This window comes from Actinoplanes sp. NBC_00393 (assembly GCF_036053395.1).
Lineage (GTDB): Bacteria > Actinomycetota > Actinomycetes > Mycobacteriales > Micromonosporaceae > Actinoplanes.
In genome coordinates, this window is sequence record NZ_CP107942.1 from 59844 (window position 1) to 86738 (window position 26895).

Sequence of the window (26895 nt, forward strand, 5' to 3'; positions counted from 1 at the left end):
GCTACGCCCCGGCGGTTCCTGCTCATCCTGCTGACCGCCGGACCGAGCACCGGCGCTATCGGGCATCGCTCAAACGTCATCGCCGCCGCCCGCGCAGCCCGTCAGCGCTTTCCGAAATCTCGGCCTTCGCGAGTTTCTCAGATCCCTGCCTGGTCTCATTGTCATGCCGAGATGAGTGCGTTGTGAGAGCCTCTACCAGTGGGCAAAAGAGGTACGCAGATTCTCCTGGCGGCGTCTGTGGCTGTCGGGCTGAGCTGCCTAATCTTCGCGGTTCGGGAACCCTCCAATGTCAGCGCCTGGCTGTTGACGCTGGCGATGGTCTGCGTGGCTGCCGGCCATGTCAGTCGGCTGCGTACGTTGTCCAAGTCAGCCGCAGATCCGGGTGTGCGAGATGACTGACGATCTATCCCGTGCCAGCACGGGTGTTGCGCTGCACCACCAGCATTACGACCGTCGTTGCGAACAGGGCGCCGGAGCCGCCAAGCACGATGAAGTGGAGCAGCGGGCCGCCGAAGCTGTCGTACGGATCGTCGAGCAGGCGTGAGATGAAGATGCCCATCGAGGACATGGCCATCAACCACAGCACGGTTCGTTGTGCCACCAGGGACGTTCCTCGGGCACGCATCCTCCCCTCGAAGGTGTCAGGCGCTCATTCGCTCCGGGCGATTTTGCTACGTCCCCGCGACAACCGCAGGCCACGCACTCACATGCCGCCGATAACGCGCGGTCGGGCAGTCCGGCTACCGCCGCGCGACGGTAGGTCCGGCAGATGCGGAATGGCGGCGTCGACCTGGTCGGCGCGGCCGGTCTACGCCATCAAGGTGTGATCATCCAGCCGTCCGGCGTCGCCCAGTTGCCGCGATCCGGGCGTCTGCACGGATGCTGCGCGGCTTTAACCAGCGGTTCTGTCGGACCACCCGGGGTGCGATCCAATAACATTCGGTAAGCCTGAGCGCTCCATAACACCGAACGTCGCGTCTTCGCAGGCCAAGAGGCATGGAGCCGTGCATCGGCTCGGCAGGGGTCGAGGTTCACTACAACACCGGCCTGTTCCGCGTCGCCGGGGGCCCGACACCTCCAAGGGCCCTCCAAGGGGTGATCGCCGCCGGAGCCGATCCTCGGCGACGACGCCGGCATGTCCTCCCTACCCGTCATCCCGTCATCAAAGTTGAAGCCGAGCGAAGTTATCCACAGGCCAGCGCACCGGCGATGCCTGCTCTGTACATCGCGAGCAGGATGGGACAACGACGTCGGACGAGATCACTCCAGGCGGCGCCCGCCACACCCCAAGGCGGTGGGGCGCCGTACCCAGTAGGCCACCGACGTCCCCACCAACCAGATATGCGCTCTCATGACCGACGAGCAAATGTATGACCCCGACTCGGAGCCCCTTGAGGTTCGGATGGGGTTGCGTGAGTCGGGCTGGCCAGCCTTCAACGATCGCCCTGGCCCTCAGCCGAGCGGTCCTCCCGGCGGGCGTCATCGCGGTAGGACCGGCTCAGCCCGTCAAGCAGCGCGCCGGAACGAGGCCACCGGCCGCGTACACGGTCCGCCGCCGCGCTGTACCGGTCCGCGAGTACGCGTTCCTGCGCTCCGCCGTCGTAGACACCGCGGCCTGTGACGCCGCGTTGGTTGATTCTCGCCACAGCGAGATGCTCGTCGAGGTCGGTGTCTCTGACAATCTCGAGGACATCTCGGACTGGCTCGCTGGGCCACGTGCCGTCGGCGTCGGTGACGGCACCGGACAGCGCATTGCCCAGGACGCGCGGCAGCACGCGAGCACGGCCGGACGCGGTGAGCTTCTCGCGTACCGATTCCACCCATCGCAGCATGTCTTCGGTGGTCGGCAATTGCCCGTCAACGGAGCCCGGGAGCGGTGCGCGCCATTCACGCAGGATGGTCCAGGCGGCACTGGACGCCCGTGACGCCGCGCTGTCCGTCGCGTCTTCGCCGGCTGATTCGCCGTCGTCTGACGCCGCGTCAGTGTCCGGATCCGGCCGATACATCAACGACACGAGGTCGACGAAGCGTGCGGGATTGCGGGCGAGTTCTCGGTACAAAGCCGTCGGTGTCCGGCTGTGGTCGAGAAGCGGCTGATAGAACCACTCGAGGTCTGCGAGCAGCGTGTCGTCCGCGCCGGCTTCTTCCAGACGATCGAGCACGTGTCCGACCGCGTACTCCGGCGACTGTGCGCGTGAGATGTCTTCGGTCGCCGTGACGGCCGGCGCCTGCAACGCCTGAACAGCCAGTACGAGGTCAGCGCCGCAGCCAGCATCGCTGAGCAAGTCGATCACCGTCCAGGCCCGGCCGCGCTCGAGCAGACGCCGCGCGACGGTCGGCGTCAGGGCGTCCGGAACTCCCAACGGTTGCATGTCACGCCAGAACTGATCTTGCGTGTCCGGCTCCAGGCCGTCCAAGAACCTCAGCAGAGCCTCGTCGATCGCCGCAGTCTGGCACAGCGCTGCAGCCTGCGCGGGCCTAGCGGCTACCGTGGCAGCGAGCCACCCTACGTCCTGCTGCTGCCGGTACGCAGCCAGTGCAGCGGCCATCGCGTGCAGGGGCTGCGACGAGCCCGCGAGGTGCTCGAGGACCGCTGCGTCGTGGTCGGTCGTAACTGAAGCCAGGGTGTAGCCGACGGTCGCCGGGTTCTTGGACGCCTCGGCAAGTCGAAGGACCGCTGAGAGCCCATCGCTGAGGCAGCGTCGAACCGCTTCGGTCCTCGCGGACGCAAGCGCCTCCAGATCGGCGTCCTTGCGGCCGAGTTTGAGCCCGCGTCGAGAAGGCCGCCAGGAGAACAGCTCGGCATCGTCGGGTTGGCTCCCCGGGAGGGCGTAGGTGTCCAGGAACGCTTCGAGGGGCTGGAGGGCCTGATCGGGCAGCGCCCAGCCCGCGTCCGGGTGCTGGCGGTGCATCGTGACCCTCTCCGCGAGGCTGGCGAGGGCGGTGCGACGGCCCTCCTCCGGCAGGTCGGGCCATGTGGTCTCGGCTACGTGGAGCAGCGCGAGCCTGCCGGGCTCCCGGAATCGGTCGACGAGGGCGAAGGCGGCGGCGAGCCGGTTCGGATCGGCGCTGACGTCATCGGCGATGCGCGCGGCCAGGGCGTCCAGTGCGTCAACGATGTCGTTAACGGTGGCGTGCGGCGGACGCGGCCAGTCTCGGAACTCCGGGCCGCTGACCAGGATCATCCCTCGGTTTGCATGGTTGACGAGGTCGAGCGCGAGGCGCCAAGCGGCCATCGGCGCGACAGTCCGGACGGCGTCGAGCGCAGCGATACGCGCCGCCGCGTCTCCCGCGCCTTGCGGGATCCGCAAGTGCAGCGCAGCAGCCAGTGAGGCGCTGGGCCGGTTGGCGAGCCGCCCGCCCGGGTCCCGCTCGGCGAGGCGGCCGAGCACCACCGCCACCCGCGACAGCAGCGCAGGCGACCAGGCGAGGCTCTCCAGCGCCCACAGCAGCGGGGAATGGGCACTTCCGCTGCCTAGCCCGAAGTCGTCGGGCGTCTCGGCGAACAACGACATCACCGGCCGGTCGGTTCCGTCGAGGGAACGCTCGACACTCGCGAGGAAGCTCTCGGGCGCCGCCTCCGCCAGCAGGGGCAGCAGATCAACGACTGCATGCCAGCGCGCGGCGTCAGCGTCGTGGAGCAACTGACGGACGACCCGGGACGCGCACTGCTGACCGGTGAGACCGCCGGGAAGTTCACGGTCGCCGACGACCGCGCCGAGGATCGCCGTGGTCGTAGCCATCCCGCGGCGCAGCGTATGGGAGTGCCGTCGACGCGGCCCGCCGGTCTCGCTGAGCGAGGCAATGATGCGCTCTCGTGCGGTGAACCCTGAGGCGGGGTCGCTCTCGCCCAGCACGCCCGGTGCCAGCGACTGGAACGCATCAAGATCCTCGGCCGTCAGGGCGTGGCTCAGCGCGTCCCATGCATCCACCGGATCGGCGAACTCCCATCGTCGGTCTCTCAACAGCAGCGGCGCGTCCTCACCTGATGTCAGCATGCTCAGGTCCCGGGCAGTCGCCCGCCAGCCACGGTCAGTCAAGCTCTGCAGCGCTTCCAGGTCGCCTGGGGCGTCGTCGGCCCAGGCGCCGGCGAGCAGCAGCGGAGCGAGCAGGTTCGCCGTGGTGTCCAAGGCCCACGGCGGCTGGCGGAGCCAGCCGGGCCGGCCGATGCGTCGACGCAACGATGTCAGGCTCCGTCTCGCCGCCCGTGCGTACTCGTCGGCGCGGTCGTGATCGAGCCCAGCGGCGATCCAGACCTCCCTGGCGAGGTGCCGGTGCAGCCGTGGGAGCCGGTCGTCGGCGGGCCGACCGGCGCGAGGCAGCAAGACGTGATGACCGGCGCGCAGGGCGTCGCCGATCTCAGGATCGGCAAACACAGGCACCAGCAACGTCGGGCGTTCGTGAGCGGCTACTCGCCGCCATGCCCGCACGTCCTCCACGACAACGGCCCGTTCGAAGAGCGCTTCAAACTCGGCCAGCGCGCCCGTAGTGTGCGCGAGCCCCATCACGGCGTCATCCTGCTCCGCGGTGGACGATCCATCGGGTTCGGTCGGCTGCATATCCGCAACGACGCCGACCGGTTCCTCCGACCCGCCGGTCGCGTCCACCGGCGGATCCTCGGACGTCTGACGCAGCGTCGTAGTAACGTCCTGCGGCGCCTGCGCCAGCAGACTGGCCGCAACGAACGCCACGGACTCGTCCCGGCTCGCCGAAGCCACCACTTGCTCGCCCGGCTCGCCGCGGAGCCAGTCCCGAAGGCAGTGAACCTGGTCGTCGCGGCCTGCCAGCAGCAGCGCTGCCGGGATCGCCGGCTGGGTGCATTCAGCCCAGTTGCGATACCAGTCGCGCAGACCGATCACGCCGTGCGGATCCCGCCCGAGCTGCTCGGTCGCCAGCCACCGGTGCACTCCAGGGCACAGCGCAAGCCACGCAACGAGGTCCTCCGCGTCGAGCACCCGGATGCTCGCCCAGCCATCGTCGTCCTTCCCGCGGCGATCAACCCAGTCTTGCGAACCGGGCCACCGCCGACTTGTCACGAACACGAAGGCGACGCCAGCGCGCTCATCCCGAGATGACCCGTCGACCCGCTTCCGGTAGTCGCGTTGCGCCTTGTCCTGAGGGTGGCGGCCCGTGCCCATCTCCCAGACGGAGCGCCCCGGCGGCAGGAACGGCGGCGCGCCCGGTGGGCTCGTGACCTCGCCATCGAGACCTGGCAGCCCCACGCCTTCTGCGGCGGGCATGCGGAGTGTCTCCGGAGCGGCCACCGCGAGGATGAGGCGCCGAACCAGCGTCGGCAGGTGCTCGCGCGAGTCGTTGCGTTCCGACCACTGTTCCAGATCGGTCGCGGTCAGCAACTCGGTCATCGCACCCCCCTTACCGTCTCAAGATAGGGCATCTGGACGACACGTTGCCGCCGCCGCAGCGCTGCGTCCGCATCGCGACTAAGTCCCTACCCGTAGCCACGCCGGAGGCGACTAACCACGGCCCATCCGCCCATGCCGCCCACAACGCGCGTCAACAAGTAGCCGATGAGCGGATATCCCTCCGATCCGAGCGTGGCTCGGATGAGGGCCGACATCCTCGGGCTCTCGACCATGCGCAGGTCCGGGCGTTGCGATCCGCGGGGCGGTAGACGGTCGCTCTCCGTACCTCAGGAGGGTGAAGATTCCGGCCATCTGGATCTGCGTTGGTGCTGATCAGTGCTTGTTCAGTTCGGGAATGGGACAAAAGCTGGTGGTGACTGGCGGTCACGTAGATCTACTGTCTTCGGTCGTGGGTTACTCCCGATGGACACTGGCGGACCTTCATGTCCACACGCCGGTCGACTTCAACCACCATTACGGTGACGTCGGCGGGCCGCAGCCGAACGCCGCCTTCGCCACGACGCTGATCAAAGCTCATGCCGACGCGGGCGTTACCGTCTTGGCCGTCACCGACCACAACACGATCGCCTGGTACCCGGTGCTCGCCGAAGCTGGCCGAAGGTATGGGGTAACGGTGTTTCCGGGCGTCGAAGTCAACGTCAACAAGTGCCACCTCATCGCGATCTGGGACTGCACGTCCGACGGTTACCAGCGTGGGCAGCAGTTCCTGTCGTCGCTGTTCCCGCCCAGCGGCCCGCCGGCGTTGACTGAGAGGCGTCAGCCCAACCCGGTCACGAACGGCTCGCCGCTGAACATCGTCAAAGCAGCCGCGGACGACTTCGGGGCGCTGGTCCTGGCGCCGCACTCCACCGCGAAGGCGATCGGCCTGTTCGGCAAGGACGTGTGCAACATCAGCGCTCAGGTCGCGCAAAGTGGCTTCGTTGCGGGCTTCGATGTATGGGGTCAAGACGGTGCGGACGTGTTGCGTAACCCGCGCTCACAGTTCGGTGATCACCTACCCACGTGGTTCGTTTCCGGCGACGTGCGCAGCCTGGAGTCGGTCGGCGAGCGAGCGGTCTATCTGAAGCTGGGGACGCCTCCGACGCTGGAAAGCTTGCGGCAGGCATTCCTCATGCCCTCCCTGTCACGCTGATGTGAGACAGCCCGTCTACCAGGGGATACTCTTCCTGGACGGCCCTGAGGAGAGCACATCAGCATGACGTCGAAGCCCCACGAGAGCCTGGATCCGGACGCCCGGCCCCAGCGGCGGACATTCACCGCAGAGTTCAAGGCGAGGATCCTGGACGAGTACGAGTCGGCGCCGGACGCGGCGGCTCGCGGGGCGATCCTGCGCCGGGAACGGCTGTACGGGTCACACATTCTCGACTGGCGCAAGGCCCGCGATGCCGGAGCCGAGGCCGGCCTGACGGACCGGCGGCAATCGGCCGCGCGGGCGGCGAAGAAAGCCGAGAACGCCGAACTTGCCCGCCTTCAGCGCGAGAACGCCCGGCTGCAGGCCAAGCTGGCCAAGACCGAGACCGCGCTTTCGATCATGGGAAAAGCGCACGCGCTCTTGGAACTGCTCTCCGAGAGCGCGGACACCGCGCCGACGCCGAACCCGTCCTCGCCGAGGCGCAGCAGGCGCTGACCGAGCTCTGGGGTATCGCGCCCGCGTGCCGGCTGACCGGCCTGTCACGCGCCACCCTGTACCGGCGCCGCAACCCACCCGCCGAGCCGAAGCCGCGCACGCCGCGCAAGCCACCACCGTCCGCGTTGTCCGAGGCCGAGCGTGAGCAGGTGCTGCAGCTGCTGAACCGGCCCGAATACCAAGATCTGGCACCGGCGCAGGTGTGGGCCCGGGAGCTCGACGAGGGCCGCTGGTGGTGCTCGGAGTCCACGATGTACCGGATCCTGCGGGCCGCCGGGCAGACCGGTGAACGCCGGGCCCAGGCCACGCACCCGGCCCGGACCAAGCCCGAACTCGTGGCCGACGCACCCAATCAGGTCTGGTCCTGGGATATCACGAGGCTGCGCGGCCCGGTCAAAGGCGTGTGGTTCCACCTCTACACGGTGATCGACATCTGGTCCCGCTACGTCGTCGGTCATCTGGTCGCCGCCTACGAGGACGGCCAGCTCGCCGAAGCACTGATCGCTGACGCGGCCGCCCGGGAACGCGTGAACCAGGACCAGTTGATCGTGCACGCCGACCGGGGTGCGGCGATGACCAGCAAGACCGTCACCCAGCTACTGACCGATCTGAAAATCGGCCGTAGTCACAGCCGGCCCAAGACCTCCAACGACAACCCGTTCATCGAGGCCAGCTTCAAGACACTCAAGTACGACCCAAGCTTCCCGAACCGGTTCGGCTCCATCCAGCACGCCCGGCAGCACTGCGAGGCGTTCTACACCTACTACAACCACGAGCACCGGCACTCCGGGATCGGCCTGCACACCCCGGCATCGGTGCATCACGGCACCGCCGGGCAGATCCGCGAGCAGCGGCAACGCACCCTCGACGCCGCCTGGGCCGCCCATCCGCAACGGTTCGGGCGCCGCCGGCCGCAACCGCCTCGCCTCCCGGACCAGGCATGGATCAACAAACCCGACGACAACGCCCTCGAACAGGCCGCCGCCGCACCAACGACCAGCCTTCCGGCAGCACAAAGCTAAACAAAATCAAGAAACTGTCTCAGTTGACTTGACAGGTTCCGATGCCGGAACAACGGATCCGCCTGCCCGAGCATCTGCGCGCGAAGTTCGGCCGAACTCAGGGTGTGAAGTTCCTCGACAACCCCGAGCCGACGTGGCCTTGGTTGACTCGCGTCGCCGTGAGCGGTGGTTTCCACGATGGTCTCGACGTTGAGCTCGGCCCCGGCCTTAACGCGATTATCGGGGGCCGTGGCACCGGCAAGTCGACGACCGTGGAGATCACGCGGCACGCCTGCGCCGCGCCGGCACCGAAGAACGACGACAACCGGAAGAACCGCAAGGAGAACTTCTCCGCCAACGCGACCGCCACGATCGGCATCGCGGTCGCCGACCAACAGCGCTATGACATCGTCCGCTCCGGAGATGACACTCCGCCGCAGCTACGCCGCGACGGCCTAGACCTCGATGTCGACGTGACGCTTCGCTTCGGGATTAGCGTGTACGGCCAGAGAGAACTTGCCATGCTCGCCGACGACCAGCCCGCGCTGCGCGACTTCCTCGCAATCTCCGCCGACCCGGATCTGCTCGAGGCTCAGGCCGAAGAGGGACGAAGGCAGCAGGAACTTGACGCGACGACTCAGAAGCTGGACTCACTCGAATCCGCTCTGCGGAAGGTGACGGAGAAGGAGGAGAAGCTCAAAGACGTCCGCGATCAGCTGGAGGTCGCCGGCCAGGCCGGCGCCGCCCAGCACGTCGAGGAGTCCAAGAACCTCACCGCAGTGCAGGAAGAAGTGACGGCGGTCGAGGAATGGCTGGCCACCTTAGGCCCGCTCGCCGAGCAGGTGTCGAAGGCCGCCGACCGGCCCGAGTTGCGCGAGCATGCGTGCGTCCCCACCACCTTGACCGAGGTCAGCGCCAAAGCAGAATCCGCGATCCGCGCCGCCGCGACGGTGATCGCCCAAGCTGCAATCTTCACGCGCGAGGCACTCAAATCAGCCTTGGAAGAGCACGGCAAGCGTGTCGAGGTTGCACGTCATCAGATCAACGTCGCTCTGGCCGACGCTGGCCTCAAGGATCCGGACGAGTTGGCGAAGCTCCAGCGCAGCGCCGCGACCCTCGGGCGTGCCGTCGCGCAGGCTCCAGAACAGCGTAAACGGCTCGCCGAGCTCCACGTGGTCCACACCGAGCAGGTCGAGCGACTTCGTGATGCGCGCAGCTCGATCTCCCAGCAGCTACAGGCCGCCGCACAATCACTGACCGCCGCGGTTAAGGGCCGGGTTCGCGTCGTCGTCCAGCCGCAGGCCGACCGCACCCGACTGCTGGAACTGCTGGCCGGTCTCGTCACGCGGGTGAATCGTGACCAACTCGCGAAGTTGGCCGACGCCGGCCCGGCTGCGCTCGTGACCGCCTTGCGCGGCGACGACGAACAGGTAGTCAAGCTGGGCGCCAGCGCTACCACCGCCCAGAAACTTCGCGAGCTGTCACCGAGCCAGGTACGCAAGATCGAAGGATGCGTCACTCCCGATCTCATCGTGGTGGAGATCGACCTCGGCGAGGCGGGACAAGCGCGCTGGCTCAACGTCCGTGACGTGAGTCCCGGGCAGAAAGCGACGGCGATGCTGTCCCTGGCGTTGGTAACCGGCGTCAACCCGCTGATCATCGATCAGCCCGAGGACGACTTGGATAACCGCTACATCTACGACCAGGTGGTGCGGCAGATCGCTGAGGTGGCCGACCGTCGGCAGGTCATCGTCGCCACCCACAACCCGAATATCCCAATCCTCGGTGACGCCGAGCTGATTCTCGCCCTAGACGCCACGGCCGACCAAAGCCGGGTCGTCGCGTGCGGTGCTATCGACGAACCGGCTGTCGCCGACGCGGCCCGGCAGATCCTCGAAGGTGGTGATCGAGCCTTCCGGGATCGCGCGCGCCGTTACCGAGCTGCCGCCCGGTAGGAAGTGGTCTCTTATAACGCCGCGCGGTGCCCGTGCGACCTATCCGAGTATCCGGATTTGCCGCAAATCTTGTGTTCAGTCCCCGATGAAAACGAGTTCGCCATGCTCTTGGGCGCAGCGAACCCCTGTCACGTTCCGCTGACGCGCGGACCTCCGCGTTCCGGTCGCCCCAGCGGCGCGGCTGCTGGCTGATGGGCGTTCCTGGTGAGCAAAGATGGATCTCATGGGCCATGAGCATCAACGCTTCCACAATTCGGTGTCAGCAACACCGATCGAGGTGCGTATGGCGCTCGGTCGCGGCGAGGTGTCCAACGCCTTGGACGCCATGGTCGGCGCCGTTCTCTATGGCGACGGGGATTGGGAGGAGCTACAAGACCTCTATCTTGCTCTGCTCGACCATGATGATCGCTAAGTGAGACTGCTTGCCGCGACTTGCCTGGGGCACCTGGCGAGGGTTTATGGCCGGCTGGACGAACACCGGGTGGTCCCCAAGTTGCGCCAACTCGGTGCGACTAACGCGTTGTCGGATATCGAGGTCTTTCTCCATCCGAGGCGTACGCGTTGGCGTGGTCGGCTACGGAAAACCCTCCGCCCCTAGACTTGGATTTAGGTCCGGAGTCCGAGCTGCGGCGATCATGTTCGCCCGCGTCCTCATCCGGCCGGGCGAGCCCGCCAGCCGATCCGGCGGTCATCACAAACCGCCGGTCGGCATTTTTTCATTCGCGGCCGTCGGCGAGGTAGATCCCGCCGACCAGGTCGAGCTGCCACAGGTGCATGGGGGCTTCGCGCTGCCAACGCTTGTACTTGCGGGGCGGTCATCATGACTTCTCGTTGCCCGGGTGGCGGGTGGCCCCCAAGAGTTGTTCAGCCAGATCGATGGTCTCCTCGCTGGGCTCGGCGTCGATGTCGTTCAGGGCTCGTGTGAGGGCGCGTAGCTGGGTGCGGATGCCGTCCGGGTCGTTCAGGGCGTGGCTGGTTCGCATTGCTTGGCGGTAGAGCTGTTCGTTCATGGAATCGAGAGCGATTGCCTGCTGGAGGACGGTCGCGGCTTGTTGCGGATGGTCGGGCAGAAGGTGCTCGGCAAGGTTGAGGTGTGCCTCGGTGACGGATCGGCGGGCCTGTTCGCGGTGCGGTGTGATCCATTCGTAGTCGCATCCGTCGGCCAGTGGCGCGACGGCGAGTGCGCAGGCCTGTTCGAGCAGTTCAGTGCGTTCTGACGGCGGAGCATGCTGCGCGCGCCGGACTAATTTGTTGAAGTGCCAGAGGTCGACGTAGACGGTGTCGGGATCAAGGCGGTAGCGGGCGGACGCGCCCTTCTTGATCACGTAGCCGTTGGGGTGGGCGCCGCCGGCGCGGGTGAAGACGTGGCGCAGGTTGCTGGCGTTGGTGTGGACCTGTTGGCGGGCTTGGTTCATCCGAGCGTCCGGGGCGAGGTGTTCGGCGAGGGTGTCGGTGTCGGCGCCGTCGGGGTGGCAGGCGAGGTAGACGGCGAGTTCGGCTGCCTTGCGGCGCAGGGGCCGTCCGGGCTGGACGACGTTTTCGATCTGTGGTGGGCCGAAGACTCTGAGCCGGACGCGTTGATCCATGGCGCTGCTGGCGTCTGTTGCCGACGGTTCCGCGGCTGGAACCCGTTCCGCCGATCGTGCTGATGTTGCCGGGAGTGAGCTGATGGGTTCGCCGGTGTGGGCCTCGCGGGTGGTGGCGAGGAGGTCTCGTGTCGTGGCGCGGTCGAGGACGGCGAGCCTGCCGATGTCCGGTACGTCGTCGGCGTCGGGCGCGGTCTGCCCGTCGTCGGCGACTGAGACGTTGTGGCCGTAGGGCCAGTGGCCGAGGACTATGACGGTGACGTCGAGGTCATGGGTCAGCGCGAAGGTGATCCGTGCTCGGCTGCTGGGTGCGGCCAACTCCGCTTGAGTGATCAAGGTCAGCGGTGGCAGGGCCTCTTCGGCGGGTGCGGCGTCACGCAGTTCGCCGATGTCGGTGAGCTGGTGATCGTCCATGATGCGGGCGCGGTGCAGCAGCCGGGTGTCGAGCAGGGTCAGTGCCTGGTCGACGGTGTGGGTGATGTGCAGCCGGGGCCAACCGGGAAGGGGTGCGTCGCCGATCAGATCCTGCAGGGTTTGCCGGTCGATGATGACTTCGGCGCGCTGATCGGGTTCGGCGGGAGTGCCGCTGGTCAGGGCGGTGACGATCAGTCCTCGGGCGGCGGAGTCAGCTCCGGCGCCGACCAGGCCGACGCCGCCGTCGGGCAGTCGCTGCTTGCCGGTTTCGGCTGGGGGAGCGGGCGGCGGGGTGGTGTGGGTGTGGTGCTGGGCGGCGCGTACCGGGGCGGGTAGGTCCTGGAGATTTTCGTCGCTGCCGGGCCGGTCGCGGCGCCGGCGTTGCAACCAGACGAGGGCGGCGGTGGCGCTGATCGCGGACGCCAAGGTCCAGGGGATGACGCTGCCGCCGGGCAGGACGAGGTCCGCGCCTGCGGACGGTTTGTCATCCGTGTCTTCGGCGTGGTCAATGGCGTCGGAGCTCGGCGGCGGTGTTGCAGCGACGGACGCGGTCGGGGCCGGTGTCGGGCTGGTTCGTGGTGGCGTGGGGCGGGGCTTGACGTTGGGACGCTTCGGGGCGGTGGGCTTGGCGTCGGCCGGCGGTACGGCGTCGGCGGGCAGCCGTAGTTCCCAGCCGGGATAGATGAGGTCGCAGTCGGTAAGCGTCCCGGTGGTGAAGTGTCGGTGTTTGTTGAGCCAGCAGATCTCGCCCCACCTATCGGGGTCGCGTAACCAGACCTTGGCGACCTTGGACAGGGTGTCGCCCTTGCGCACGCGATGCTCGTAGCGAATCTGACCGGTGGAGACCGTGATCGTCGTGGTATCGGCGATGCTGTCCTGTCGGGCGACGAGCCCGGGCGGGATGGCTTCACGGACGGCTCGCTCGACGCTTGTACTCGGCCCGGCGTGGGCGGCTGCCGTGTCCGACGGGACAGGGCTCGCGATCGCTGCGGCAGCCGGGGTGCTGACGACAGCGACGGTGGCGGTGCCGGTGAGCCCGAAGATGAGGCGGTGGACCGACATTGGCAGACGCCACCGTGGTAGGCGGCGGTTGCGAACGACGCCGAGCAGGCTGCCGATGAGCAGCGTCGCCAGCAGGGCCCAGAACAGCCAGCCGGCCCAGATCAGCGCGATACGCAGTCCGGCAGCCGGCGCTGTGCGCGAATCGGTGGCGAACGGCTCGGAGGTCCACCACGATGACAGCTCGGTGATCGGATTGCCGGACACCTGCCAGAGCAACCAGGGCGGTACGACAAGCAGCGCACCCGCGACGAGGAGCATCCGGATTGTTGCGACGAGTCGGCGTACTCGCTGGGGTCTTGGCGGATCGGGGGTTGGGGCGGGCCACACCGATGGCTGCCGGGAGTAGTACGCGATCCGCTGGCGGGCCGGTTGTGGCAGCTGTTCTTCGTCTATCGGCACGTGTCCCCCGAACATCGACGCGAATCACCCTGACTATCGTGTGAAGATTCATCCTCGCCACCCCAATTGTGATGACCTTTCACAGTCCGAAGATCCCGCCGCCGCACACGGGCGAGGGCCACGGCGCACGGCGCGATGGCGAGACACTGCGGCATGGCCACGGCAGACCTGCACCTCAGCGTCCACCTCGGACATCGATGGACCACAGCCGCCGTAACCATCGGCGGCCGGACCTGGACGGTCACCTTCGAGGGCCAGACCCGTATCCCCAGCGCCGTCGCCATCGACGCGCAGACCGGTGCGACACTCGTCGGGTCCGCCACGGCCGATCCCGCGCAGGCGTACCTGTCCGACCCGATGGCGGCACTGCGAACCTCCGGCGAGGCAGACACACAGCCGATGGCCGCCGTCTCGGCGTTGCTTGCGTATGCCGCCAACGCTGCCTCGACGCAGGCGAATGCGCCGGTGGCTGCCCTGACCGTCACGACACCGCAACCGTGGGGGCCGAAGTCCCGGCAGCGTCTCACTCAAGCCGCGACCACCGCCGGGCTGCCGGAACCAGCGATCGTCACCGCGGCCGCAGCAGCGGCGGCGACCGCTTCAGTCCAGCGAGTGGAGGGTCAACGCGGCCCGTACGTGTTGGTCTGCCTGGTTGAGGACGATTGTCCCCGCCTGGCCTTGCTGGACGTCGCGAATCAGTACGCGCAACTCGCGGCAGCTTCCGCGCAGGATCCCGATGCGCCCGGCATTCATCGCGCTCTCGCTGTATCTGTCCAGCGGCGTAGCGGCGGGGACGACATATCTACCGAGCTGGATTGGCGGATTGCGGGTGAGATCGACCGTGCCCGCATGGCGCTGGCCGGCGCGGACCGCACCGCGGTGCTGCTGCCTGAGCAGCCCAGCCCGGTCGTGATGGACGCAGCCGACCTGCAGGCGGCGGCACAGCCCCACCTCAAACAGCTCGGTCCGGCGGTGACTCAAATCCTGGCCGACGCGGACATCGACCTCGCGGATGTCACCGCTGCGGTCCTGGTCGCCTACGACGGCACCGTCCCGGACGTTCAAGCGGCGCTCACTGACGCCGGTCTGCCCGCGCCGAGCGCTGTCACCCAGCCGGAGCAACTCGCCGTCGGCGCCGCGCGCCTCACTGCCGGCACTCGTGCGGATTCAGGGCTGACGGCTGCCACCACGCGTCTGCCTCGAGCCCGGCTGACACTGCGCAGCCTCACCGGGGTCGCCGCGTTCGCCGCCACCGCAGTCGCTCTACTGCTCCAGACGATCACCACCGCCGACATCGGCTCCTCCTGGGGAGGCGACACCCGATGGGTACGCCTGCCCGTCGAGAACATCGCCCTTGCGGCGGTCCTGGCCGCGACTGCCGCCGCGGCTGCTGCACAGCTGGCCCCGACCACATGGCTCTCCCCGCGAGGCATGGCCGACACCGTCTCCACCGGCTGGCTGCTGCGCCGCTCGTACTTCGCCGCCGCAGCCGCCAGTCTTGCCCTCGCCGGTCTGTTCGGCTTGGGCACCGGTGTCGGCGTCGGCTTGTCCGACCCTCGTTACCTGCGCTGGGCAGTCACCGCAGCCGCCCCGATTGCAGTCTGTGCAGCCATCATCGCCCTGGCGTCGCCGCATATCCCGAGCATCCGGCTCACCGCCTGGCTGCGCGGCATGCACCCACCGATCTGGCCCATCGTCACCGCCGCAACCGGCGTCTACCTCGTCCAGGCGGCGTACACCCTGACCTTCCCCGTCAACTTCACCGGCAACTACGTCGTCGTCGCCGCGGCTGGCGCCGCCATCCTCGGCGTGGCCACGGCCGCCACAGTCACCCGCCACCTCGGCATCCGCATCGCCATCGGCCTGATCCTCGTTCCCGGCTACGCCCTGATCGTCACCGTGCCGACCATGGGTTACCTGACGATCGCGTACATCGCCGCGCTTCTCTGGTGGTACTCCACGGCGACAGCCGACACGGTGCGCGCCGCCACACCCCACGATCACCCGGTCACCCGCTGGCTCCCAAAGAGCTGACCGTCTGGCGCCCCCGGTTCCAGTACCGTTCCGTCAATTGCGGCCCCTTCACCACGGCGGCGGCTCCGCGGACAACGCCCTGGACGCGGACGGCGGCCATTCGCCAGCGAGACCGAGGGGACGTGATCACAGAGTCGTCGAACGACCAGCAGTCGTCTCGGGATAACCCGCGCACGGCATCGTAAGCGAAGGCCCATCGAGGTAGCCATCCTCGGTGGGCCTTCTTGCTGTCTCGGCCAGGCGCCCCAATCCGGCCGAAGTGCACTGCCTTCGACCGGTGCGACGTTTACCTATCAATTGCAGTCACCACGCTCATTTTGCACGCGTGGCAGCGATGACTTCTGTCCTTTGGCTCGCCGGGCTTGGTATTAGATCGGCGTCAAGCGAAGTCCTCGAATTCGCAGAACAAAGAGTAGGGGGAAAGGTGTGTTCGCAGCTGCGATTAATTCCGTAGGTGGGAATTGGAACAAATGGGGGGTATGTATGAATAACATAGAACCTGATTCGCGCGTTATGCCTGTTCAGGGATATGATCGTCATGATGAATCGGGCGATGTGCCACCAGTCCCGCACGTCATCACCCCGCCGGATCCGCCCGTATTCGGGCCGCTGGCCGCGCGCGCCTTCCTGCGTCTAATCATGGAGGTGCGCCGAAAACGGTCCGAAGAAGAAATCAAAGCACCCTCGGAGGAAGTATGACAGTAGACAACGAAAGAATTGGCCGCAACTTGTCAGCGGCAAGCTTCGCGGCCCCGCAAATCCGGTTCGCCTTCTACGGCCGTGTCTCGACCGAGGACCACCAGGACCCGGAGTCATCACGCCACTGGCAGTTGTCACTCGCGCGGACACTCATCACGCCGCGCGGCGGCCTGGTCGTCGCGCAGTTCTTCGACATCGGGCAGAGCCGCTCCCTGCCATGGCAGCGAAGGCCGGAGGCCAGTCGACTGCTGGCCACGTTGCAGGACAAGCGCCGTGGCTTCACCGCGGTGGTTATAGGTGAGCCGCACCGTGCCTTCTATGGCAACCAGTTCGGTCTGACCATGCCCCTGTTCCACCACTACGGCGTCCAGCTGTGGGTGCCCGAGGTGGGCGGACCGATCGACCCGGACAACGAGGCACACGACCTGGTCATGTCCGTGTTCGGCGGCATGAGCAAAGGCGAACGCAACCGCATCAGGGTCCGGGTCCGCACAGCGATGGCCTCCCAGACCCTGCTGGAAGGCCGCTACCTGGGCGGGCGCCCGCCGTACGGCTACGCCCTCGCCGACTTGGGACCGCACCCGAATCCGGCGAAGGCCGCCGAAGGCAAACGCCTGCACGGACTCATCCCGGACCCTCGGGCCGCAGCTGTCGTGCAGACCATCTTCGCGAGGTACCTGGCCGGATACGGCATGTTCGCCATTGCCGAGGAGCTCACCCGCAGCGGCATCCCCTGCCCGTCAGCGTATGACCGTGACCGCAACCCGCACCGCGACGGACGGGCCTGGTCCAAAAGCGCGATCCGGGTCATCTTGAACAACCCGCGGTACACCGGTCACCAGGTCTGGAACAAGCAGCGCACCGACGACGTGCTGCTCGACGTCAACGACGTCGCGCTCGGCCACACCGCGGTCATGCGATGGAACGGCCGCGAGCGGTGGGTCACCTCCAAAGAGCCGGTCCACGAGGCCCTGATCGAGCCGGCGACCTTTGACCGGGTCCAGCAGATGCTGGCGACACGGGGCAGGACCGGTACGGCACCGAAACGGGCGCACCGCTCACGTCACCCGTACGTATTCAAGAGCCTGATCCACTGCGGGGTCTGCGACCGCAAGATGCAGGGCCAGCACTCACACGGCACTGCCTACTACCGCTGCCGTTTCCCGCAGGAGTATGCGCTGGTCAACAAGGTCGAGCATCCGCGCAACGTGATCCTGCGCGAAGACAGGCTGATCAAACCGCTGGACACCTGGCTGGCGCAGGAGTTCAGCCCGCTGCAACGCCGGCACACCGTCGCCAAGCTCGTCGAGCAAGCCACGGCCAGCATGCCGGGCGCCTCGCCACTCGCTGCGCCGGCCGGGCCGTCCGTGGCCGACTGTGATGCGAAGCTCGCTCGTTACCGGGCTGCGCTGGAGGCGGGAGCGGACCCGGCAGTGGTGACTGGATGGATCGCCGAAACCCAGGAGGAGCGCCAGCGTGCCCTGATCCGCCAGCAGGTTGAGGCCGCGCAACCATCCGGCGCCGAGGAAAGCAGCCAGCTGACCGCCGACGACGTCCTGGCGATCGTCGAGGAACTCGGCGACATGGTCACCGTGCTCGCAGAAGCGGACCCCGACCATAAACAGCAGGTATACCGCAACCTGGGGCTACGACTGACTTACCTACAGGAACGCCAAACGGTGCGGGCAGATGTAGATCTTGCCGCGCACCGTTGGGATTCAGGTTGTGTCCGAGGGGGGACTTGAACCCCCACGCGTAGCATCTGTGCGACTTTTGACGGACCAGTGGTCAAGCGCACTTGAACACGTCAGCGGGACGGATTGTTCTGCCACCTCCAGCAGGTTGGGGATGTGGGCGTCATGGCTGCCGTAGTCCCGGCGTTGATCCCGGCCGTGCCGCCGCAAGACCCTCGAATGTCCTCGCTGTCGCCGATGAGACGGGCGTCGTTGCCACTGTCGCGTATGCCGGTCGTCCGCGACGCCGGTGTGGTCTACGGGCTGGCCACACTCGACGCCCGTGGCCGGGTGGCGGACCGGCACGTGGTGTTGGTTCTCGGGTGGGTTCCCGGATTGCGGCTGACTGCGGCGGTGAGGCAGGGTTCGATCGTGGTAATGCCGGACCCGGTCGGCCGGATGACGGTGGCCGCGCCCGGGCACCTGCGGCTGCCTGCTTCGGTCAGAGCGTGGTGCGGACTGTCCGCCGGCGACCGGGTTCTGCTCGTGGCCCTGGCCGATCAGCAGCGGCTGGTCGTCCATCCGCCGGCCGTCGTCGATACGGTCGTCGCCGCCCTGCATGCTGCGGTGCTGGGTGGTGATGCTGCGTGAGCGCCGGCACGGTGAGTGTGACGGAGTTGGAGGCTGCCCGGTTGTTGCTGGCCAGGATGGGGATCTCGCCGGCCGACCTGCTCGAGCAGCCGACCGGTAAGGCGGTGCCGACGTTCGCCGAGTATGTGCCGGTCGTGGCGGCGGCGGTTGGTGACGGCACGCGGCGGGTGTACGGCTCGTACTGGACCAAGCTGGTCGTGCAGTGGGGTGAGCGGCGGCTGGATGAGCCGACGCCGTCGGAGATCGAGGCTTTGGCCGGGCGGATTCGGGCGACGGCGGTGCTGCGGCGCAACGCCCGTGGCGGTAGGGGTGCGGCGGAGCATCTGATCGCCGCGTTGCGCTGTCTGTACCGGCGGGCCGCCGCCGACGGGCTGATCCCGGAGACCTGTAATCCGGCGCTGAGGGTGGCGAAGCCGGGTCGGCAGCCAAGTACGCGCCGGGCGGTGGCCGACGTGCGGCTTGCGGAGATCAACGAGGTCGCCGCGTCGACCGGCGATGATCCGGTGCTGGACAGTCTGCTGCTGCGGTTGCACACCGAGACTGCGTGCCGCCGCGGGGGAGCCCTGGCGTTGCGACCGATCGATTTGGACGCAGAGCAGTGCCTCATCCTATTGAGGGAGAAGGGCGGCACGGTCCGCTGGCAGCCGGTATCCCCGACCCTGATGCGGCACCTGCGGCGGCACGCCGAGGACCGCGACGCGCAGGAGGATGGGCAGTTGCTGCGGTATCGCAGTGGCCGTGCGATCACCCGCCGCCGGTATGACTATCTGTGGGCGCGGATCGGCCGGCAGCTGCCGTGGGTGGCGGTGCAGCAGATCAGCATGCATTGGCTGCGGCACACCACGCTGACCTGGGTCGAGCGGGCGTACGGCTACGGCGTCGCCGCAGCGTACGCCGGGCACAGCGGCTCGCGATCCGAGGCGGGCACCACGGCGCAATATGTGAAGGCCGGCTTGCCCGAGGTGGCGACCGCGCTGCAAGGACTTACCGGCGAGCCTCACCCGCTCGCCGCCGCCGACGGAGGAGGTGAGATGTCGCCAGTCCAGTAGTCGGACGACCAAACGATGTGCACACGGGATCAGTAGTACCTGCGCCTCGGGGGCGCCGGGTCACGGAGAGTTGGTGCCGGATTCCGGCGGACGCGCGATGACAGCGGAAGCGGATGTCGCCCTAGCTTCGTATCATCGGCCGTTCGGTTAGCAACACTTGCGGGCGACCATCGTTTGTAGTCCATGCTCGATTGCATGGCAGGCGATGACTTTTCCGAGGTGGAACGCCTCATCCGGCAGCATCAGGGCGAGGCGTTCCAAACACGAAGCGGTCTACCGATGACCTACAAGGTCGACGGATCTCGAATCAAGGTCAGCCGCGCCAAGCCCTGGTTACTCATGGAGGGTGCGAGGCAGATCTGGGCGATGGGGTCCGACGCTACCCTGACTGATGTTGACCAGCGGATAACTGGGCGGGCCTACCTCTTCGCGATCCTCCGTGACCCACGGATTCAGCCTTCCGCGTCGACATGACCGCCATGCGGCTCAATCCGACCGCTTCGCGGCAGAAGCGGATGTTTGCTGGCGCCGCCTGGATTGCGCTGTCTCGTGCTCGATACTGCGATCATGGATGGGTGGACCACCGGTGGCATGAACTCCGTCAGCTGTTGAATAAGTGGGACTTCATCGGCGTCTTCGATCCTGAAACCAACACCGACGAGTACGACTGCATGATCTCGCCTCTGCTCCGCCGCCTGGCCGCGGGCGAGGACACCGACGCCATCCAGCAGTTCCTTAATGACGAACCTGCCGATCACTTCGGCATGTCAGTCGATCCGGACGAGACGAACCTTGTGGCGGAGCAATTGACTACCTGGTGGCGTGCCTCCGCGGGATAGCCCGGCGCGGACAGCGGCAAATCAGGATGCCTCCGGCGGACCCTTCGGGGATCATGGCGTCGTGGTGACCTGCGTTGGGACGACGTGAAGCAATGGTTCGACCCGACGGAGAACGGCAGCGCCCCGGACGTAGTCGTGGCGGATACGGCGTTGGCCGATTGGCAACTCCTCCTTGGCCTGGTCCGCTCGCACGGATGGCGGTGCGAGTACAACCGCGGTGACCGGGTGATGCCGGTACCGAAATCCGCGAGCGGCCTTTTCGTTTTCGAGCCCGGCGAGCCGAGGACGCTGTTAACGGTGTGGCCCGATCCCAGCCTGGAGTGGATCATAAGGCCGTACGCCGAGGAAGAAATCCTCAGCGACGTCGACCTCCACCAAATCCAAGGCCAGGAACGGCTGGATGCGTTCTGCCAACTCTTGCGGACTTTGGGCGATGCACTCCAGAAAGACGTCTGCGTGTACAGCGAAGGCGACAACACCTACCCACCGATGATCGCCTACCTCGTGGCGGCCGACCGTGTCGTCTTCCTCGCCGACCCTGGGTGAAACATCGACCGGCCGAGCTTTCATCGCGGCAAATGAGCGCGTTGCTTTGGCGGCGATTGCGAGCCGTTGCAGCAGTCGGCCCTGCGATTTCATGCCATGATAAACGCGCCTTAAAGATTACATCTTACTCGATCAGTGATCGCATTGCTTCGACCCGCGCTCTCGATTATGAGTTGATGGCGAAGTGGATGCAGAATTTCGCAGGCGGTTCATGCGCCTCGCCGTGGATGAGGCACTTAAATCACCCGAGGGCCAGCCGCGCGTCGGAGTAGTCATCGCGCGCAACCTAGAAGTTCTGTGCTCCGGCTCCCGCGGGGAGATGCCAGGCGGATTACACGCCGAGCAGGTCGCGCTCAAAAAGGCGAACGATCAGGGTATCAGCCTTCATGGCGCAACGGCGTTCACCACTCTGGAGCCTTGCTCCAATTCGCGCACCGGCCGGGTCCCTTGCGCGGACCTTTTGGTCGGAGCGGGAGTATCGGACGTATACATTGGCAGATACGATATTAACCCTCAGGTATACCGGTTGGGCTGGCGGGCCCTGGTTGACAATGGTATCCATTGCTGGGATTTCGACGCCGACTTCCGAGATGAGTTGGAGTTAATCACCGCCCGCTTCGAGGGCTTCTTCCTTCGTCGGAACGGCCTCGAAGGGGTCGCAAAGTTCGACCACACGCAAAATGGTGGACAGTACGTTTTCTCCGTCGATGAGAGCATCGACTCACCATGCTGGAATACGCGCTGGGGGACTTGTGGTGCCGACTCGGTGTATGCGAACGCGGGACACCCCGGCGTGGTGGCCCTTGCTCGGTACGCAAGGAAGTTCGACGAAATAGACGACCCGGACGCACTGGATTACGGCAGCCACTTTGCCAAAGTAGGTATTGGCGACATCGCGGTTTTCCGGAATAATACGGGGCATGTCCTATGCCAAGTCCTCGACGTCGAACCGACGGTCGATTACGGTGGCGGTCCTCATGTTTCCGTCAAGATTGCTTACCAGATTCGACTCCGGAACTGAACACCTTTCATTCGCCGTTGTACTTGATCGTCTCGGGTACGGCCTCGTACACCCGGTTCAAGGTCGGTGATGGGAACGTATAAGGAGGTGGTGGCGACTGGGAGCACGCTGCCGTGTCGTGCGGGTCTCACGCGGCGCCAGGCCAGCTACCGGCGGCCAGGCGTATCGCCTCCAGCCGGCCTTCGAGCCGGAGCGGCCCGGCGGCGTCAGGCGGCGGGCGGCGAAGAACTCGTCCGCGGCGGCGGGCAGCAGCCTGCCGGCACGGTCCGAGTTGGGCGAAGCTGGCCGCCGGCTTCCGCCGGAACGCTCGTCAGAACCCCCGCTCGAAGCCCGCTTCCCGCTCCTCGAGTTCGGCCACGACGTAGCGCACCGCTCCGAGCTCCACCTCGGCCCCTTCCCGCATCAGTTCGCTGTGGATGCGCAGCGCGTCCCACTCCTCGTATTCGCTGGCCATCTCAGCGATCAGGTCGTACTCGTCCTGGGTTCTCGGCGGGAACACCAGTGCGGGATCGTCGGGTCGATCCTCGTCGTAGACCGGGATGTAGACCGGCTCCGCGGGATCGTCGTCGTAGACCACGATGTCCTCCTCTGTCGCCTGGTCTCGACGGTAGGGAGCGGCGGGGACGCGGGTCCACGACGTTGTCCCGGCATAGTTATGACTTCGGATGACAGGTTGCTGCCATACGATCGGGGGTCGTCACCTCGATCCACGCCACCTACGCTGATGGCCTGTTCCGCCGGTGAGGAAGGAAGCCGGGCGCCCGTGCCGGTCGAAATCGCCGTAATGGACCCGCTGCCGATGTTCGCGGAAGGGGTCGTGCACGCGCTGGCCACCGCCCACATGGCGGCGGAGGCACCCGCCGACCTGCTGGGGTGGGCGAACAGCCGGGAATCCGCCGTCGTCGTGATGACCGTGGCGGCCCCGCACCACTGGGAGCCGATCCATCGACTTGTCGCCGGCGGCCACCGGGTGGTGGTCCTGCTCGACGACGAGAACGGCCCGCTCGGCGCCCACGCGGTGCGGGCGGGCGCCCGGGCGGTGCTGTCCCGGGCGGCCACTGGCGGCACCCTGCTGCGGACGATCGAGGCGGTGCTCGACGGCCAGGTGCTCATGCCGGTCGCGGTGGCGGCCGGGATCGCGGCGGCCACCACCGGCGCCGCTGGCGGCACCCTGACCACCGACCAGGTGTCGTGGCTGGAAGCGCTCGCGGCCGGCGGTACGGTCGCGCAGCTCGCCGAGCGGGTCGGCTATTCCGAGCGGGCCATGTTCCGGCTGTTGCAGGACGTTTACCGCAGGATGGGCGCGGCGAACCGGCTTCAGGCCATCATGAAGGCGCAACAGCAGGGGCTGCTGCGGACGGTCGACCCCTCAGCCGCCCGGTAGCGCCGCGAGGACCGGCCGCAGCTGCCCGCGCGGCCGGCCGGTCGCGTCCAGCGCCTCCACCAACACCACCATCCGGTCGACGAGCGCCGGAGCCGGATCATGCTGCGCGGCACGTGCGTCGCGCACGGCGGCCACGGCCGACTCGAGGCCGCCGGCGCCGTCCAGCGCAAGCCCGCACAGCGCGAAGGCCAGGAAGTCGTAGGCGGCGAAGTCGTCCGAATCCGACCCGATCCGCTCCCGCGCCTCGTCGTGCAGGGCCTCGAAGGCCGCCCTCGATGCCCTGCCGAGGCCCCGCTCGACCAGCGCCGACATCGCCGGGATGATCAGCGACCCGCCTCTCGGGCGGGGGTAGTGACTCAACCGGCGGATCTCCTTGCCAGCCGAATCAAACCGGCCGTCGCGCAACGCCAGCACGCCCAGCGTCGTGCGGGCCGCGGTCAGCACGACGAGGTCGTCCAATTCCCGAGCCAGCGCGACGGCGCGGCTGGCGAGCGGCTCGACCCGGTCGAACTTCTTCTCGTCGAACAGCAGGTCGGCCTCAACGACGAGCCCGGCCGCGAGCGAGGCCCCGCCCTCCTGCGCCGCGACGGCGAGTAACCGGCGGGCGTCCTCGCACTTGCCGGTCTCCGAGTACCACCGGGCGAGCTTGGTGCGCAGGGCCGCGACACGGGTGGCGGCGAAGGCACGGTCGGTCGCGCGGCGCGAGAAGCCCTCCAGCGACGGTACGCTCAACGCCTCGAGCGCCAGCGCCATCGCCGCCCGGAAGCCCCCGTGCCGGCGGTGGCAGTCGGCCAGCCCTTCCAGCGCGCCCATCCGGGTCACCAGGTCGCCGCGGCGGGTGGCCTCGTCACGCGCCAGCTCGTAGTAGCCCGCCGCCTCCACGGTGCGGTGGAACGTCAGGTTGAGCGAGGCAAAGTCTACGTAAATCCGCAGCCGATTGCGGTCGTCGCCGCGGGCCTTGGCACTGCCCAGCGCGCGGCCGAACGCCTGGTCGGCCTCGGCGAAGCGGCCCTGAGCCCGGTGGATCTCGCCGAGCGCGATGTCGTTGCACATCTCCAGGTGCGCGTCCCCGAGCTGCTCGTGCAGCGTCGTTCGCTGCTCCAGCAGCAGGTGGCGGGCGTTCCACGGGCCGACGATCCTATCGATGCCCTCGACGACGGAGTACGCCGACCGCCACTGACCGGCGCGCAGCAACGCACCGAGTTCCGCGAAATGGATCCGAAGGTCGCCGACCTCGGCGGGCTTCCTGGTCCGCAGCTTGGTCAGGCGGTTGGCCGCCCGGCACAGCAGGTCCACCCGCTGCCCCGCGCCATCGGCACGCTCCGCCATCCGCTCCAGCACCACGTCGGCGTCGTCCTCCGGCAGCCAGTACCGCCGATCCTCGGAACGGTAGACCACCCGTCTAGCCTCGAGCCAGGACAGCGCGTCCGTCAGGGTTTCCGGATCTTCGGACTCCGGGCCGAGCGCCACGATGGTGGCCGCCTCGACCGGCGTGCTTAGCGCCGCCACCGCCTCCAGAACCGCCGTTCGCGTTTCGGTCAGGCAGTCGAGCAGCGCCCGCACGATGGTGTCCGGCACGTCGTCCGCGGGTCCGGTAAGCAGCCCCTCGATGAACCGCCGGACGTTCAAGCGGTCATCGAGAAACTTGGTGGCGAAGAGCAGCTCGGCATTGCGGGGGTTACCCTGCACTCCGGCCCAGAAGTGCCCCTGCCATCGCTTGTCCGAGCGCCGCACCCCCAGCATGTCGTCCGGGTCGATCACCTCCAAGAACTCCAGGAAGGCGGGCGGTTCCAGCCGGTCGAGACCGAACTCCGCGCCGTGGCGCTGCCAGAACCGGTGCCCCGGCGAGATCAGCTCCCGGCGCGTCGCCAGCAGCACCACGACCCGGTGATCGGGGTGTTGGTCGATCATCTCGAGGGCCTCGTCGAGGTCCACGTCGGCCAGCCGCCCTGATCGGGGATCGAGCAGGTGCTCGGCGCCGTCGACGGCGATCACCACCGGCCGCTCCCCCAGCTCGTCCAGCGCATTCTCCAGGGCGACGAAAGAGGCGGGTGCGGCCGGCCGCTCCTGCTTCACGCCCCCGCGCAGCACCTTCTCGAGGTACCCGGTCAGGGTCCTGAGGTCGAGCCGACAGTGCGCGGTCACTTCGTGCGGGACAACCGTCGGCCCGCCGATCCAGCGCTCGTGGAGCACCCGGTCGAGTAGGACCGACTTCCCGACGCCGCGGGCGCCGCGCAGGACGGTGACCCCGGGCGGCCCGTCGGTCAGGCGACGGCTTAGTAACTCACTCTCCGCTACTCGGTCCACCATCTGTTGCCGGCTGGCGCGGCCGCCCCGCCCGCTGGGCCGGGGCTTGGCCACGACGGGGGCAGGCTTGGCTTCGCGCCGGTAGCGTTCGGCCGCCGCCTGGGCGAGCCGGTAGCACCAGACCTTGGCCTCCCGCTCCTGGCCCGCGGTCAACTTCCGATTCTTCTTCAGGTCGCGCCCGATGTGCAGCAGGGCGCCGGCGACCAATCCCAGCAGGCATTGCTGGTTCCACTCGGTGACGAAGCCGCTGCCGCGAGCGCTCGACGTGCACGCGTCGCGGGTCGCCGCGGACACCGCCCGGTAATAGCGGACCCGCTCGCTCGCCGCCCGGTCCCGTGGATCCACGAACACGGTGATCAGTTCGTCACGCAGCGCGGGCGCCAGGTACTGCCATTCGTCGAGCGCCAGCGTGACCAGCAGATGCATCGGATCCCGGGCCAGCGGGGCGTTCAGCCGGAACCGGTCATAGTCGATCAGCACGTAGTCGCCGGGCTTGCCCGAGACCAGGATGTTGCGGGCGTTGAGATCGCCGTGCGCCCTGCCGATCAGCAGCTTGCGCAGCTCGGTGCCGGACTCCGGGCCAGTCAGCAGGTCGGCTGGGTTCGTGCCGCCGAGGTCGGGGCCGTACCGGTGCACCCAAGCCACGGCGGTGTCGCGCCGTTCCTTGCGGCCCACCATCGCGCCGAGCACCGCACCGACGGTGACCAGCCGCGGGTCCGAGCTGATCTCCCAGCTGTTGTCGTTCCACTCCGCGATGACGGATTGCATGATCACCTGGCAGGCCTTGCGGAAGCCCTTCATTCCGAGCAGATCCTCCAACGGCCGGGAAGCCGACAGCTCGCCGTACGCCAGCCGCTGGAAGACCGCGCTCGACCGTCCCGCCTGTACCACTGGCTCCACGACCTCGACCAGGTGCCGTTGGCGAAACTGTGGGTCGGACTTGTTCCACGCCTCGCGCAGGCTCAGCACCTTTTGGTTGACGTGGGGTGGATCCACGAACTTAAGCACCAGCTGATCGTGCGCCGAGCCGTCCTTGCGGACCACCAGGGCGACCGGGCTGCCGCTGCGACCCAGGTTGAACCACCGGATGTGCTCCAGCGTGAAAGAGGTCGCCTCTAGGCCGTGGGCCAGCGCCCGGGCGCCAACCTCGCCAAGCATCTGAGCCCACGGTTCCCACTGCTCGAGCCGGCTTTCCGTCATGCCCTCGCCTTTCCCCAGAGAGGAATTACCGTCAATCTAGAGACGGCGGGCCATCGATTGAAGT

The 26895-nt window shown here is 67.5% G+C and carries 17 protein-coding genes and 2 pseudogenes; 14 read left to right on the plus strand and 5 right to left on the minus strand.

Going from position 1 to position 26895, the window contains the following annotated elements; translation table 11 throughout:
• Positions 1-403: 403 nt before the first annotated feature.
• Positions 404-601, minus strand: a complete 198-nt coding sequence (locus tag OHA21_RS00260) for a hypothetical protein (protein ID WP_328468868.1) — start codon at positions 599-601, stop codon at positions 404-406.
• Between the two features lie 832 nt (positions 602-1433).
• The gene (locus OHA21_RS00265; protein ID WP_328468870.1) at positions 1434-5363 is read right to left on the minus strand and encodes a hypothetical protein; all 3930 of its coding nucleotides are present in this window, start codon (positions 5361-5363) and stop codon (positions 1434-1436) included.
• Positions 5364-5772: 409 nt separating this feature from the next.
• Here OHA21_RS00265 and OHA21_RS00270 point away from each other — a divergent pair.
• The 5 genes and pseudogenes from OHA21_RS00270 to OHA21_RS00290 all read left to right on the plus strand — a co-directional run.
• Positions 5773-6498 (plus strand): annotated as a pseudogene (locus tag OHA21_RS00270) (PHP domain-containing protein); the annotation flags it as partial.
• An 81-nt stretch (positions 6499-6579) separates the two neighbouring features.
• The gene (locus tag OHA21_RS00275; RefSeq protein WP_328468874.1) at positions 6580-7011 is read left to right on the plus strand and encodes a hypothetical protein; all 432 of its coding nucleotides are present in this window, start codon (positions 6580-6582) and stop codon (positions 7009-7011) included.
• Positions 7008-8033, plus strand: coding sequence for an IS3 family transposase (locus OHA21_RS00280; RefSeq protein WP_328478429.1), 1026 nt, complete (start codon positions 7008-7010; stop codon positions 8031-8033). Before OHA21_RS00275 ends, OHA21_RS00280 begins: the two co-directional genes overlap by 4 nt.
• 911 nt (positions 8034-8944) lie before the next feature.
• Positions 8945-9967 (plus strand): annotated as a pseudogene (locus tag OHA21_RS52645) (AAA family ATPase); the annotation flags it as partial.
• A 214-nt stretch (positions 9968-10181) separates the two neighbouring features.
• Complete coding sequence (locus OHA21_RS00290; RefSeq protein WP_328468878.1) at positions 10182-10379, plus strand: hypothetical protein; 198 nt, start codon at positions 10182-10184, stop codon at positions 10377-10379.
• A 406-nt stretch (positions 10380-10785) separates the two neighbouring features.
• Here the strand turns inward: OHA21_RS00290 and OHA21_RS00295 are convergent, their stop codons facing one another.
• Positions 10786-13287, minus strand: a complete 2502-nt coding sequence (locus OHA21_RS00295; RefSeq protein WP_328468879.1) for a BTAD domain-containing putative transcriptional regulator — start codon at positions 13285-13287, stop codon at positions 10786-10788.
• 294 nt (positions 13288-13581) lie between these two features.
• Here OHA21_RS00295 and OHA21_RS00300 point away from each other — a divergent pair, with 294 nt between their 5' ends.
• The 8 genes from OHA21_RS00300 to OHA21_RS00335 all read left to right on the plus strand — a co-directional run bounded on the left by OHA21_RS00300 (position 13582) and on the right by OHA21_RS00335 (position 21940).
• Entirely contained in the window at positions 13582-15462 is a 1881-nt protein-coding gene (locus OHA21_RS00300; protein ID WP_328468881.1) for a hypothetical protein, read from the plus strand.
• A gap of 695 nt (positions 15463-16157) precedes the next feature.
• The gene (locus tag OHA21_RS00305) at positions 16158-17906 is read left to right on the plus strand and encodes a recombinase family protein (protein WP_328468883.1); all 1749 of its coding nucleotides are present in this window, start codon (positions 16158-16160) and stop codon (positions 17904-17906) included.
• Between the two features lie 216 nt (positions 17907-18122).
• Positions 18123-18485, plus strand: coding sequence for an AbrB/MazE/SpoVT family DNA-binding domain-containing protein (locus OHA21_RS00310; RefSeq protein WP_328468885.1), 363 nt, complete (start codon positions 18123-18125; stop codon positions 18483-18485).
• The gene (locus OHA21_RS00315; protein ID WP_328468887.1) at positions 18482-19534 is read left to right on the plus strand and encodes a tyrosine-type recombinase/integrase; all 1053 of its coding nucleotides are present in this window, start codon (positions 18482-18484) and stop codon (positions 19532-19534) included. The genes OHA21_RS00310 and OHA21_RS00315 overlap by 4 nt, the downstream gene beginning before the upstream one ends.
• 195 nt (positions 19535-19729) lie before the next feature.
• Entirely contained in the window at positions 19730-20008 is a 279-nt protein-coding gene (locus OHA21_RS00320) for a hypothetical protein (protein WP_328468889.1), read from the plus strand.
• Positions 20005-20373, plus strand: a complete 369-nt coding sequence (locus OHA21_RS00325; protein ID WP_328468891.1) for a hypothetical protein — start codon at positions 20005-20007, stop codon at positions 20371-20373. The genes OHA21_RS00320 and OHA21_RS00325 overlap by 4 nt, the downstream gene beginning before the upstream one ends.
• An 84-nt stretch (positions 20374-20457) precedes the next feature.
• Positions 20458-20919 (plus strand): hypothetical protein, encoded by a 462-nt coding sequence (locus tag OHA21_RS00330; RefSeq protein ID WP_328468893.1) that lies wholly within the window; start codon positions 20458-20460, stop codon positions 20917-20919.
• 184 nt (positions 20920-21103) lie between these two features.
• Positions 21104-21940, plus strand: coding sequence for a hypothetical protein (locus OHA21_RS00335; protein ID WP_328468895.1), 837 nt, complete (start codon positions 21104-21106; stop codon positions 21938-21940).
• Positions 21941-22250: 310 nt separating this feature from the next.
• Here the strand turns inward: OHA21_RS00335 and OHA21_RS00340 are convergent, their stop codons facing one another.
• Positions 22251-22517 (minus strand): hypothetical protein, encoded by a 267-nt coding sequence (locus OHA21_RS00340; RefSeq protein ID WP_328468896.1) that lies wholly within the window; start codon positions 22515-22517, stop codon positions 22251-22253.
• Between the two features lie 186 nt (positions 22518-22703).
• Here OHA21_RS00340 and OHA21_RS00345 point away from each other — a divergent pair, with 186 nt between their 5' ends.
• Positions 22704-23324 (plus strand): response regulator transcription factor, encoded by a 621-nt coding sequence (locus tag OHA21_RS00345; protein WP_203383740.1) that lies wholly within the window; start codon positions 22704-22706, stop codon positions 23322-23324.
• Here OHA21_RS00345 and OHA21_RS00350 read toward each other — a convergent pair.
• Complete coding sequence (locus OHA21_RS00350; protein ID WP_328468901.1) at positions 23310-26831, minus strand: hypothetical protein; 3522 nt, start codon at positions 26829-26831, stop codon at positions 23310-23312. The two genes, OHA21_RS00345 and OHA21_RS00350, sit on opposite strands and share 15 nt — an antisense overlap.
• Positions 26832-26895 lie beyond the last annotated feature (64 nt).

What these genes read in the sequence shown, in the direction of transcription:
- OHA21_RS00265 (WP_328468870.1), bottom strand. Translation starts at nt 5,363, where the DNA reads ATGACCGAGTTGCTGACCGCGACCGATCTGGAACAGTGGTCGGAACGC.
- OHA21_RS00275 (WP_328468874.1), top strand. Translation starts at nt 6,580, where the DNA reads ATGACGTCGAAGCCCCACGAGAGCCTGGATCCGGACGCCCGGCCCCAG.
- OHA21_RS00290 (WP_328468878.1), top strand. Translation starts at nt 10,182, where the DNA reads ATGGATCTCATGGGCCATGAGCATCAACGCTTCCACAATTCGGTGTCA.
- OHA21_RS00295 (WP_328468879.1), bottom strand. Translation starts at nt 13,287, where the DNA reads ATGCTCCTCGTCGCGGGTGCGCTGCTTGTCGTACCGCCCTGGTTGCTC.
- OHA21_RS00300 (WP_328468881.1), top strand. Translation starts at nt 13,582, where the DNA reads ATGGCCACGGCAGACCTGCACCTCAGCGTCCACCTCGGACATCGATGG.
- OHA21_RS00305 (WP_328468883.1), top strand. Translation starts at nt 16,158, where the DNA reads ATGACAGTAGACAACGAAAGAATTGGCCGCAACTTGTCAGCGGCAAGC.
- OHA21_RS00310 (WP_328468885.1), top strand. Translation starts at nt 18,123, where the DNA reads ATGCCGGTCGTCCGCGACGCCGGTGTGGTCTACGGGCTGGCCACACTC.
- OHA21_RS00320 (WP_328468889.1), top strand. Translation starts at nt 19,730, where the DNA reads ATGGCAGGCGATGACTTTTCCGAGGTGGAACGCCTCATCCGGCAGCAT.
- OHA21_RS00325 (WP_328468891.1), top strand. Translation starts at nt 20,005, where the DNA reads ATGACCGCCATGCGGCTCAATCCGACCGCTTCGCGGCAGAAGCGGATG.
- OHA21_RS00350 (WP_328468901.1), bottom strand. Translation starts at nt 26,831, where the DNA reads ATGACGGAAAGCCGGCTCGAGCAGTGGGAACCGTGGGCTCAGATGCTT.